This is a genomic window from Sphingobium sp. CCH11-B1, from assembly GCF_001556865.1.
Taxonomy (GTDB): Bacteria; Pseudomonadota; Alphaproteobacteria; order Sphingomonadales; family Sphingomonadaceae; genus Sphingobium.
Map to the genome: position 1 here is coordinate 1 of NZ_LSJY01000114.1, position 12,105 is coordinate 12,105.

Sequence of the window (12,105 nt, forward strand, 5' to 3'; positions counted from 1 at the left end):
GAACATACCGTTCAATGGTGCGTCAGGCACGGTGCAGACTGTCCAGATAAGGCGACGAGCTCTTCGAACGCATAGGCCTTATCGCCGAAGCGCTTGCCGAAGGTGCGGGCCAGCCTGTCGGAGTGGCCCGACCAGTGGACGGTCTCGTGGCATCTCGTCGACGCGTAAAGATCCATGCTGCGAAACGAGGTGCGGCTCGGCATCTGGATATGGTCAAAGGTCGGCGTGAAGTAGGCCTGGTTGCCGCCATGGCGGACGTCGGCGGGGATCGCGTCGAAGAAGGCGTCGATCGCCGCCTGGCGCGTGGAGGGTTCCACCGGAATCTCCGCCTCTTCGGGCGCGTAGAAATAGGCCGGGAGCGCGTCGATCTGGTCGGCATTGAAGACGACATAGTGGCGAAGGAAGCGGATGTTCTTCTCGACCTCCTTGCCGGTTTCGGGATGCTCCTCGGTCTTCTTGAACGAGGAATAATAGACCGAGATCGCGCCGGTCTCGCCGCGCCGGACATTGGCACCGAGCGCCTCGGCCTGGCGATAGGTCATCCAGAAGCGTGAGCGGTAGCCCATCGCATCGCCAAGCGCCCAGAGATAGAGCGTGTTGATGCCGGTGTAAGGCGTCCCGCAGTGCCGGAGCGGGCGGCCGCCGGCGCCGCTGCACCGCCAAGGTCGCGACCAGGGCGGAACGCCTTCCTCGAGTTTGCGGATGATGAGATCCGTGATTTCCGCGGCAACGTCGCGGCTGGACCGACGTGAAGCTGTCATGGTGGGTACTCCCGTGCGGATGAGAAGGGAACCGCCGACGCGTGTCTGCGCGCCGGCGGTCAGCACTCCAGGAGGTGAGAGGCCTCAGGCCGCGAGCGCGTCCCGATCGTCCAGCTGAGGTTCGCCATCGGCGTCGTTCACCGCGAGCGTCTCCTGATCGACGCCCTGGTCCTCAGGCTCGTCGTCGACATCGAGATCGTCGGCGGGAGCAAAATCGAGGAACTTCATCGCGTTCGGGACCCAGGCCAGCGCCGCGTCGCGAACATCCGGCTCGACGATCGCTTCGCCGGCGAAGAGCTTGGCGCACGATTCCGAGATTTCGGACTTCTTCATCGTTGCGTGACGCGCCGTGAGCGCCGCCCCGCCGACATCGGCGAGCAAGGTCAGGATCGAACCCTTGCTGACCCGGTCGAAGAAGTTCTCCGAGGTCGGCCGCCACCAGCTTGCGACATCGATTTCCATGATGGTCGCAAGCCGGTTGTGCAGCGGGGAATGCTCGGCGCGGGAATTCGGCGCTTCGAGCGACATCGCGACGATATAGGCGAGCCAGGCCGCCTTGGCGTCGTCGTCGAGACCGCGGAAGGCCTCGAACCGGTCGACCTGCGACTGGTACTCGGTCCAGCCGGCATCGAGCCCGTCATGGGCTTCGGCGAGATAGCTACGGGCGCGGGTCGCAGGCTGCTCGCCAGTGACCGGGTCTTGGGGCGAGCGCGCGCGAATGGTCGAGCCATAGGCGCTTTCGGCGGTCATGCGATCGTCGATCATGACGAAGAGCGCATAGTCGAGCGCGAGGGCCGGGTGGCTGAGGAGCGTCGCTGCCAGGACGTCGCGCCGCTGCATCGCGAGCTCGTCGTAGAGCCGGGCGCTGAGCGGCTTGCCGCCCGGAGCCACCGCTTCCGGCCGGGAGGCCGGGCTCGCGGATTCCCTGCCGGCACCGCTCGGCCGGCTGCGCGAGCCTTTGTCCGCGGTGGCGCCCGTCTCGTCCTCGGTGCCGCCGATCCGGATCGGCTCCTCGCTGTAATATTCGGCGTCGAGCACCATTTCGCCCTTGGGCGTCAGCTTGAGGAAGGCGCCAACCAGCGGCCGCAGTTCGTCCGGCAGGACCGGCGCGACGTTGCGGATCGCATGCTCCTCGGCGCTGAGCTCGTCATATTCCTGGTCCAGCGCCTTATAGGCGTCCTCGCCGATGGCTTCGTCGTCCATCGCCACGGAAATCGCCTGCTGACGTTCCGCGATCTCCTGGAGCCGGCGCTGCTGTTCCTCGGTCAGGTCCGCGGCGGGCAGGATGACGCGATAGAGGCCGGCGGCGGCGCTGTGGGTATAGTTGGACGCGATCGGACGGATCCAGCCGAAGCCGAATTCCTCGCCGACGCGCTTGGCTTCCGCTTCCATGATGTCCGCGGCGAGCCGCTGCGCGATCTCGGGATTGACCCACTTGTCGCCGCTGTCGCTGAAGAGGTCGCGGTCGACCTTGCCGCCGGCGTCCGCGTAGCGGTCCTCGCCGACCAGGATGGCGACGGGATCGGTCGAGTTCATGGTTTCGTTGGCGATGACACGGCGGATGGTGTCGGCGTTGGAGTAGCTGGTGCCGTAGCTGTTCCAGACGAGCAGCTGCTTCTCCTGGTTCTCGGTCGACGCATAGGCCTTGGCGACGTCGAGCGTGATCGTGCCTTCGCTCAGCGCCTCGAAGATCGGTTCGGCGAGAGTCGCAAGGCGCAGGCGGCCCTCGACGAAGCGCCGGGTGAGACCGAAGCGCTTGGCGACGCCGTCGATGTCGCCCGTCAGCCCGATGAAATACTGGAACGCCCGGCATTCCTCGGCCGGCGTCATCTTGAGCTGGTGGAAGTTGGCCGCCGTCGAAGTCTCGGACAGGGTCGCCTCGTCACCGACCAGGACCTTCACGGGAACGTCATAGGTCTCCGGGTCGATCACGCCGCGCTCGGCGAGCAGGCGCAGGCCGCGCAGGCGGCGACCGCCATCGAACACCTCGAAGGTGCCGCGCGGTTTCCGGACGGGGGTGACGAGAAGGTTCTGCAGGACGCCGCGCGCTTCGAGATCGGCCGCCATCTGCGGGATTTCGAGCAGTTCGTCGGGTCGCTTGCGGACGTTGATGGGCGAAAGCGTGAGCTTGGCGAGCTTAACGGATGCGGTCATGGGAAGGAGCTCCATCTGGCGTCCGGATCATCCCGGACACCAGCTCCGTCCCCCCTTCCCTTTCCCCGATTGGCTTGCGGCGAACCGGCGAGCGGCTGAGCCGCCGAGCGATCGCCTTTCGGCAAGCCTCGATTTTTACTGTCGGTGAACTGGGGAGCGATTAGGCTTGAACCAAGGGGGTGCGTGTGAATCCGCTTGATCTGATCTCGGCAGCGCCATGGAGGCGCGCTGCCTTCACGACCTATGCGCTTTCGCTGTCGTTTTTCGAGGCGGTGCTTCTCGACGCGCTGCTTCGCGGGGGTGGTCGCAATGCCCTCATCCTGGCCGATCCGGAAGGCGTGCGCGCCGGCCTGAGCGAGGAAGGCGCGCGCAGGGTCGGCCGCGACTATGAGATCGAAGCCGTGGCCTGCGCAAATCATGGGGTGTTTCACGCAAAAGTGGGCGCGCTGTTCGGCGATGACGATGCCCATCTGCTCGTCGGATCGGGCAACCTGACTTTCGCGGGGTGGGGCGGTAATCTCGAGCTGGTCGAGCATCTGCATCCAAGCTTCGCTGCGGACGCCTTTGACGATGCGGCGGCGTTTTTCGAACAGCTCGCCGCGTCGGCTCAGATCATCACGACGGCAGGGCCTGCCTGCGAGACGATCGCCGGTTCCCTGCGACGATCGGCGCAGGGACAGCCGCGGGCGGGCAATATCCATATGGTGCACAGCCTCGATGCGCCGATCGCGGAACAGCTGGCGCTCTATGCCGACGATCTTGGCGGCGTGACGCGCCTCACGACGGTCTCGCCCTATTACGATCTACGCGCCGACGGGCTGGGTGCGCTCGCGACGCTGCTGGGTATCGAAAAAGCGCATCTCCATGCCCATCCCGCAGGAACGGTCCGCGGTCCGGGTTCGAATGCCTGGCCCTTCGAGGGCGGGTCCAAGTGGCAGCCCGTCGATGTCGCTGATGCGTTCGGCCACGATGACAGACCGCTCCATGCCAAGTCGATCGAACTGGTTTGCCGCAAAGGACGCCTCCTTCTCAGCGGCAGCGCCAATGTGACGCATGCCGGTCTGTTCGGGCGAAACGTCGAGGCCGGGGTCCTCCGGGTCCAGCGGGGCAGCAAGAGCTACTGGGTCACGGCCCCGGGAACGGCCCCTGCCCGCCTCCCGGCAGACGCGCTGGACGAGAACGAGACGAGCGACTCCGCAGTCGGAATCCTGAGCGCCTCGCTGGAAGGAGAACGGATAGCGGGGCGCGCGCTGACACCGAGGCTTGGCGGGAACGCAAGCGCCGTGCTGCGAACCCCCAGGGGATCCCATGCGCTGGGTCCGGTCGTGGTCTCTGGCGACGGCCATTTCCAGCTCGACGCGCCGGGCATCGAATTCGAAAGCTGGGAAAACGGTCGTCTGATCCTCGGACTTGAGCAAGGCAGCCGCTGCTGGGAAGGCTTCGTGTCGATTGCGGCGGCGCTCGAGCTGATCCGGCGCACAGGTTCGATTGCCACGCGGCTCATGGCGATGCTCGCCGGCACCGAAACGCCGACCGACGTCGCCGCCATCCTGGCGTGGTTTCGCGAGGATCCGAGTCGCATGCCCGCATCGCTCGGCATCGGCGGTGGCGGAAGTGGCGGCCGGCCAGACGGGACCGAAGGCATGGTGACGCTCGCCGACCTCAATGCGGCTGCCCTCGGCGCCAATTTGCTGTCGGGCGCGCCCGGAGAGGAAACATCGTCCGCGTGGCGGCACACCATGGCCCTGATCCGTGCCGTGTTCAGGCAGTCGCGCGGTCCTTGGGGGGCCGGCGGCGAAACCGACGATGACGACGACGACGATGAAAAGGACCGCGAGAAGCGAGCGAGGTCCGAAGAAGCGGCGAACTATCGGTCGCTCCAGATCTTCGACGAACTGCTGACGACCATGCTGGCGCCCGAGGCTGCGGGTCGTAACGCGCTCATGGCGCTGTCGCTGTCGCATTTCCTGGCCGACCGGATCAGGCCGGCACCGGCCAAGGTGCAACTCTGGCTCGACAAGGTGTTGCCGCAGATCGCCGCGCTTGACGGCCCCGAGAGCGACCTCGCCGCCGCTTCCATCCTCCTTCATCATGCCGCCGACCGACGAGACGACAATGCCATTCGGGCGCGACGCTATTTCCTGCGCCGCGGGATCGATCCGGCCACCATTGCCGTCTCTCCAGATGTCATCCCGGCTTTCATGGCGTTGCTCGGCGAAGGCATCGATCTCGACGGTTTTCTCGGCGAAGTGCTGACGGCAAGGACCGTGGGCGAGCAAATCGACGCCTATCTTGCCGCCGGCGATGGGCATGGTCCCGATGTCGGATTTGATAGCCTTCGCTCGTCGCCGCACTGGCCCAGTCTTGACCGGGCGCTGCGCGATCCCGCCTCGTTCGCCAAGCTGATGGTACTCGAGACCTTCCGAGCGTCGTGCCCGCGTTGCCATATGCGGCTTCCCCTTGCGGCCGGAGAAGATCTGCGGCTGCGGGGATTGGCGAGTTGCTGCGGCCGAATCCTGCTCAATCGGGATTGCTGAACGTGATGGACCTGAACGAACTCCTTGATGTCGCCCGCACCGCCGGCGAGCCCCAGCCGGTCGACAGAAGCAAGGTCGGCATGGGCGGCGTGGATCCGCTCGGTCTGCGCCAGATCAATTTCGGCCTGATGGACCGGGTGCTCCCTGACCTCAACAACGTCGCAAGCCACATCCGGCCCTATACGCTGATGGCCTGGGCCTGGCGGCGCGTCCGCCATATCCTCGAGCGCGGAAGGCGACAGAGCGCACAGGCCGAGGAGATGCGCGATTTCGTCGACCGGATCGAGGCGATCTACGCGTGGTCGCAGTTTCTGATCAATCCGAAAGCCGACATACCCGGAGCACAGGCCATGCGCCCGATGCTGGATACGGTGCGCTATCGTTTTGGCGGCGAGGAATGGGAAGCCCGGCGCAACATGAGACGCTATTCCACCGGCTTCATATCGCCGCTGAACTACGGCCCAAGCCTGCGCACGATGGGCTGGTTGATCCCGGTCGAGGGCGCCGCTGGCATATTCCAGCCCGATCCTGCCCTCGAGCCGGTGCTCGACGCCTTCGAAAAACGCTTCGAGGGCGAGCTGGACCACGAGGCGTTCAATCGCTTCGGAAGCGTCAGCGTGAAGCGGGCGGACGCCGAGCGCTGGGGTAAACTCTGGACGATGGACAAGCCTCGCGCGGCCGAAGCGAAGGCCATGTTCGCCAGGCTCGGCGGCGAACGCGCGGCGCCGGCCCGCCAGAAAGGCGTGGCTCTGATTCTGGCGGCCGTTGCGGATCTGGCGGACGAGGAGGCGACGTACGAGGATATCAGAATGCGGATGGCCGATCGGGCCGACGCATGGAGCAACGCGAACGACCGCCCGATCGCGGCGGACGAATGGAGAGCGGTCCAGATCCGGCAGCTGTTCCGGCTCGCGCTCGAAGGTCTGTTCTATTGGACGATCGGCGCGCTTCTACCTGCCTCCCGTTCCACCCGGCAGCTCGCACAGGCCTTCATCGATGCCCTCGACGAGACGTCATTGGCGGATAGCGCTGGAGAGTGGATTCTCGCGTCGAAGGACACCACAAATCCCGTCGAACATCTTCGCTCCCTGCAGAAAGTCCTTCGCGACCAGGAAAGGCTTCCTACTGCCATTGTCGCGGCCCTTGCTCTCTGCCTCCGCGAAGCGCCGAACCAGGGCCACCCATTCGAGAATCCCGATCGATTGCCCCTCAGCCGGGCCAGGAGGGAGGCGGAAAGCTGGCGTGAGCTCTCGCCGGCCGGTTTCGTCGGGCGCGTGCTCGAGATCTGGATCATGGCGCAGCATGCCTATTGGTCCGTCGGACGGGGCCTGGCCGACGCTCGAAATCGGGGCAAGACGATCCTCCGTTTGCGGATTGTCATGGACGAGGGCGGATGGACGCTGACGCCGGGCACGACGCGCCAGGGCAATCCTCCAGAGCCGACCCCGGACCGGCTCGAAACGGCGACGAATCTGCTCGTCGAATGCGGGCGCCTCTAGCGACACGCGAGTGTCGCATCCGTGCAAGGAAATGCAGGCGCGTTACGATACGATCTTGCTGCGACCCGAGGGGCCTTCGAGTCGAAAGTTTCGGCGGCCTCCCACTCATAAAGCCTGCCTGGTCCTGCCGGGCAGGCTCTTTTTTCGCCTGCCGATCATTGTTCGTCCAAGTCCACATGCCGGAGCGGCGCGTGATCGAGGAATGTCTTCACCGCGTCTGCTTGAAAGCATTTGGCGGTCTCGCCATCTGATCGGCGATCGAAACCCAGGAGATTGTGGAAAGAAGCCATGACGACGACGTTGGATGCTGCGCCTGAAACCCGTTCCTTCGAAACGGACGTTGCCAAGCTGCTGCACCTCATGGTGCACTCGGTCTATTCGGACAAAGATGTGTTCCTGCGCGAACTCATCTCGAACGCCGCCGATGCCTGCGAGAAGCTTCGCTATGAAATGCTGAGCCATCCCGAATTGGGCTCGGGCGAACTCCCGCGGATCACAGTGACACTCGACCCCGACCAGCGGCGGCTCATCGTCGAGGACAATGGCATCGGCATGAACGAGGCCGAGATGATCGAGGCGCTCGGCACGATTGCGCGATCGGGGACCAAAGCCTTCATGGAACGCGTCGCTTCGGCGAAAGACGCTGAAGGCGCGCAGCTGATTGGGCAGTTCGGCGTCGGTTTCTATTCGGCGTTCATGGTCGCCGACAAAGTCGACGTGTTCTCGCGAAGGGCCGGTGGGGATACCGCGGCGCATTGGTCGTCGGACGGTCTTGGGACCTACAGCGTCGAGATTGCCGAGCTTGCGGATGCCCCCACGCATGGCACCCGGGTCGTGCTGGAGCTCAAGGAAGACGCGGCCCAATATGCGCAGCGCTTCAACTCCGAAGGGATCATCAAGGCGCAGTCGGGCCACGTCCCCGTGCCGATCTTCCTGCTGGAGAAGCCCGATGCTGAGCCGGTCCAGATAGGCGACGGCGCCGCCCTTTGGACGAAGCCAAAGTCCGAAATTAGCGAAGAGGATTACACCGACTTCTACCGCAGCGTGGCCGGGCAGTTCGACAAGCCTGCGCTTACGCTGCACTATCGGGCCGAGGGTCTGCACGAATATTCCGTCCTCGCCTTCATTCCGGAGATGAAGCCTTTCGACCTGTTCGACCCGGAACGTCACGGGCGGATGAAGCTCTATGTCAAACGGGTCTTCATCACCGACGAAGCCGAAATCCTGCCTCGTTACCTCCGGTTCGTGCGCGGTCTCGTCGACTCCAGCGACATTCCCCTGAACGTGTCGCGGGAGATGATCCAGGAGAGCCCCGTGCTGGCCGCGATCCAGAAGGGCGTGGCGAACCGGCTGCTGTCGGAGCTCGAGAAGCTCTCGACGAATGACGCCGATGCTTACCAGCAATTCTGGATGAATTTCGGGGCGGTGCTGAAGGAGGGGCTGTACGAGGACTATGGCCGGCGCGAAACGCTGCTGGGTCTGGCGCGCTTCAAGACGACGACCTCCGGCACCGAGTGGCGTTCGCTGAAGGACTATGTCGCGGCGATCAAGGAAAACCAGACGGCGATCTACTATGCGACCGGACCCGATCTCGATCGTCTGGCGTCCTCGCCTCAGCTCGAGGGCTTCCGGGCTCGCGGGATAGAGGTGCTGCTGCTGACGGATCAGGTGGACAGTTTCTGGGTGACCGCGGGACTGGACTTCGAAGGGAAGCCCTTCAAGTCCGTGACGCAGGGCTCGGCCGATCTCGGGCTCATACCTTTGACCGAAGGCGATGCGCCGGCCGCCTCCACGTCCGATGAGGTTTCCGGCTTCATCGAGTTCGTGAAGGAGGTGCTCAAGGACGAGGTGTCGGACGTGCGGGCCTCCGAGCGACTCACCGAAAGCGCGGCATGCCTGGTTGCGCCCGAACACGGAATGGACAGACAGCTCGAGAAGCTGCTGGCAGCCTCTGGGCGTGGCGGGACGGCGGCACGGCCCGTGTTGGAGATCAACCCTCGTCACGATCTTGTGCAGAAGCTTGCCGGCCTTGCTGCAGATGCGGACCTGCGCGAGGACTCGGCTCGGCTGCTTCTCGACGAGGCGCGGATTGCCGATGGTGAGCTTCCGGCCGATCCGCGCGGTTTCGCCGCCCGATTGGGAAGGATCTGGACGAAGGCGCTCGCATAGCGCCTGCCCGGAGGTCTGGGTGCGGTCCCCGGGGCGGCGCTCAGACCGTGCTAACGCCGGGATCAAACGCTGCCTCGTAGAGGGCGCGTCTCACCGGCTCGTCGAGATAGCCGTCCTGTTCGACCCGGAGCGCGGAGGGAAAGACGTCGCCGCCGGCGAGCCACGCCGATTCCGCATCCGGATGCGAAACCGCATCGGCAAGCGCGGTCGCAAGATCGAACCTGTCGGTGCAATAACCGGCGTTGAGGAGCGCTCCCTGAAGCGCGATTTCATAGGCTGCGCGCAGGGCGACCGATGCGAGCGCAGAGGGGATGACGGCTTCGTCCGGAAGGCTGCAGGCGAGCCGGCACTGGTCCGCGTCGAGCGACATGGTGGTGCGGCAGACGATCGGACGGCTGGGATGCGCCGTGCAGAGACCATCGGCGAGGACCGCGCAGGGCGCCAGACTCTCCAGGAGCGGTTTATCCCAGCCCTCACGGCGCCGCCTGGCCAATGCCGGAATGCCATCCGTCACGCCGGTGGGCAGATTTCGCGCGAGGAAGAGGATTTCCGGCGCTGTCGCCGAGACGCGGGTGTGGCAACACCAGGCACAGCGCGGACCGCATGCCGCTTCGGTCCAAACCTGCTCGGGCGTTCGCCGCTCGATCGCGTCATAGAGATAGCCGAAGAGCGGATCGAGGGTGCGGGCGGAGCGGGCCTCGTCGATGAATCCCCTTAGTGCGCGCATCTCCCGAACGATCTCGCTATCGGGGCGAATGTAAGGCTGTACCTCGCCGCGAGACGAGGAATCCACGTCCGTCACGGCATGATCTTCCTGTTACACTATCGTTATTTGCCCGCAACGAGCCTGATAGGTTATTTTCGGGCAATCCGCCACATCGCGCCGTCCATTTCTTGTGATTTTACACGAGTTTACAACTGCGAGCCCCCCGCTCCATCGCTAGGCGAGAAGCTGACCGAGGACGGCTTCCGCGGTCGCCATCGGCACGAACATGCGCGTGCGATACTGGATCACCTCGGTGAAGCAGCCGATCGACTTGAGCCAGGGCAAGCGGTCGTGCGGGCAACCCACGAGTTCGATCCGCTGGGAGCCGTTGACGACCGAGCGCTTGATGGTGAGCGGGAACGGATGTGAGACGTCGACGCTGCGCCCGGACGTGACCGCCTTGGCGACGGCGTCCGCCGGCAGCGCCTCGGAACGATCGATGCCGAGCTTGGTGAACAGCTGAGGCACGTGATCGTCGAACACGAGACGGCCGAGCCAGGAGTGCCCTTCGCCATCGACGATGCGGTTCACCGCCATATGATCGCTCGGCAGCGCCGACCAGATCGGCAGAAGCAGGCCCGTCGCGAGCCGGATCGTCTCGCTGTCGACGGTCTGCCGGGCGGCCTCCACCTCGTCCGACCAGGTTGCCGTGAAGGCGTCGCGCGTCACCTCCTCCCAGGAGGATTCGTAGAGATCGTCCTCGCGCATATATTCGTTGCGCGTGGGCCGCATCATCTCGACGCGGGGGATCGGCGTGCCCTCCTTTTCCTCCATGAGCGAACGCGCCCGTGTCCTGAGCGCAACCTTGCCCGACTTGCGGTTGATCATGAAGCCGGCACTGGCATCGCCGTCGGCGATCCGCAGGATGCGCTCGAGCGAGACCGGGTTGCGGCGTCGCGCGATCTCGATGGTGAGCAGATGCGAGGTTGCGCCCGTGCGGGGATCGGTCCGCAGCACCACGTCGTCGATCAGCGTGGCCTTGTCGACGAGGATCGTCTCGACGCCGACATCGAGGCGGCCGGCTTCGCGCGCGGCCGAGACGCGGGTTTCGATCAGCGACAGGAATTCGTCGAAGATATTGTTCTGCAGCGCGATCGGCAGGGCGAGGATGCGATTCAGCCAGCGCTGGATGGGCGGCATCTCGTCCTTGAGGACGCCATCCTTGTCGCAGAGCTCCAGGCCGGTGCGATGCTGGAAGTCGTCAAGCGTGGTGCTCGAGAGCTTGCCGGCCGCGAGCAGGTCGAACCAGGAGAGGAGCGCGGCGCAGGCATATTCGCTTTCGAGATTGTCGGCCGGGTCGAAGAGCCCCTGCCCGCCCGTCTGCCGCTGGCCGCGCGTCAGCGCCCCGAGGCTGTCGAGGCGCCGCGCGATCGTGCTGGTGAAGCGCAGCTCGCCCTTGCAGTCGGTGGTCACCGGCCGGAACAGCGGCGTTGTCGCCTGATGGGTTCGGTGGGTTCGGCCGAGCCCCTGGATCGCGCGATCGGCGCGCCAACCGGGTTCGAGGAGCAGGTGGACGCGCTGTTCCTGGTTCATGACGTCGAGCGAGGCATGATAGCTGCGGCCCGTACCGCCGGCGTCGGAGAAGACCAGCATCCGCTTTTTGCCGGCCATGAAGGCCGCGGCCTCCGCCTGGCTGGTCCGCGCCGAGCGGCTTTCGAGCTTCTGGCGCCCGTCGCTTGCGGTGATGAGCCGCTTGGTGCGACCGGTGACCTCGGCGACATTGTCATGGCCGAAATGCTCGAGCAGCGCATCGAGCGCCGACATGATCGGGGGCATGGCGCAGAGCGTCTCGATCAGCGCGTCGCGTGCGGCCTGGGCCTCGGGATTGTAGACCGGGTGCCCGTCGTCATTCACCATCGGAAGTGAGCGCGGCGTGCCGGTATCATCCTTGAAGACGCGCATCTGCCGGGTCGGGAAGGCACGCTCGAGGTAATCGATGATGTATTCTTTGCAGTCGCAGTTTATGTCGAGCGTGGCAGCAGGAGGCGCAGGTTTCCTTCGGTTTTCCATGATTTCACTCCAGATAATATGTGGGTCAGGAGAATGTCCGGGGACGGGTCAGGCCCGTCTTCGAACGTCGGTAAGCATGGTGATCAGAGCGTCGGATGGCGGCTTGAAGCGCCCCGGCTTGATCGCAGGGGCACCGTGGGCAGCGAGAATCTGAAGCTTCTCTTCGGGATCGGCGCGCAAGTAGGTCTCGGTGCTCTGGATACTGGCGT

Annotated in this window: 5 protein-coding genes and 3 pseudogenes; 3 read left to right on the forward strand and 5 right to left on the reverse strand. The window is 65.0% G+C overall.

Going from position 1 to position 12,105, the window contains the following annotated elements; translation table 11 throughout:
• Positions 1-26: 26 nt before the first annotated feature.
• Both AX724_RS12160 and AX724_RS12165 read right to left on the reverse strand, forming a co-directional pair.
• Positions 27-761 (reverse strand): annotated as a pseudogene (locus tag AX724_RS12160) (ArdC family protein); the annotation flags it as partial.
• 84 nt (positions 762-845) lie between these two features.
• Positions 846-2,915: a ParB/RepB/Spo0J family partition protein gene (locus tag AX724_RS12165; protein ID WP_066766776.1), complete on the reverse strand. Its 2,070-nt coding sequence runs from the start codon at positions 2,913-2,915 to the stop codon at positions 846-848.
• Between the two features lie 185 nt (positions 2,916-3,100).
• Here AX724_RS12165 and AX724_RS12170 point away from each other — a divergent pair, with 185 nt between their 5' ends.
• The 3 genes from AX724_RS12170 to htpG all read left to right on the forward strand — a co-directional run bounded on the left by AX724_RS12170 (position 3,101) and on the right by htpG (position 9,120).
• A complete protein-coding gene (locus tag AX724_RS12170) occupies positions 3,101-5,452 on the forward strand; it encodes a hypothetical protein (RefSeq protein ID WP_066766757.1) in 2,352 nt (783 codons plus the stop codon).
• A gap of 5 nt (positions 5,453-5,457) precedes the next feature.
• Positions 5,458-6,951 carry a septum formation inhibitor-activating ATPase gene (locus AX724_RS12175; RefSeq protein WP_231471613.1) on the forward strand — a complete coding sequence of 498 codons (1,494 nt, stop codon included), beginning with the start codon at positions 5,458-5,460 and terminating at the stop codon, positions 6,949-6,951.
• Positions 6,952-7,239: 288 nt separating this feature from the next.
• Positions 7,240-9,120 (forward strand): molecular chaperone HtpG, encoded by a 1,881-nt coding sequence (gene htpG, locus AX724_RS12180; protein WP_066766766.1) that lies wholly within the window; start codon positions 7,240-7,242, stop codon positions 9,118-9,120.
• A gap of 40 nt (positions 9,121-9,160) precedes the next feature.
• Here the strand turns inward: htpG and AX724_RS12185 are convergent, their stop codons facing one another.
• The 3 genes and pseudogenes from AX724_RS12185 to AX724_RS24855 form a co-directional block, all read right to left on the reverse strand.
• Entirely contained in the window at positions 9,161-9,922 is a 762-nt protein-coding gene (locus AX724_RS12185; protein WP_066766771.1) for a YkgJ family cysteine cluster protein, read from the reverse strand.
• 138 nt (positions 9,923-10,060) lie between these two features.
• Positions 10,061-11,842: pseudogene (locus AX724_RS12190) on the reverse strand (strawberry notch C-terminal domain-containing protein); the annotation flags it as partial.
• Positions 11,843-11,944: 102 nt separating this feature from the next.
• A pseudogene (locus AX724_RS24855) lies at positions 11,945-12,105 on the reverse strand (tyrosine-type recombinase/integrase); the annotation flags it as partial.

Bases quoted from the DNA above. Each gene is read 5' to 3' on its own strand.
- AX724_RS12165 (WP_066766776.1), bottom strand. From the start codon at position 2,915: ATGACCGCATCCGTTAAGCTCGCCAAGCTCACGCTTTCGCCCATCAAC.
- AX724_RS12175 (WP_231471613.1), top strand. From the start codon at position 5,458: ATGGACCTGAACGAACTCCTTGATGTCGCCCGCACCGCCGGCGAGCCC.
- htpG (WP_066766766.1), top strand. From the start codon at position 7,240: ATGACGACGACGTTGGATGCTGCGCCTGAAACCCGTTCCTTCGAAACG.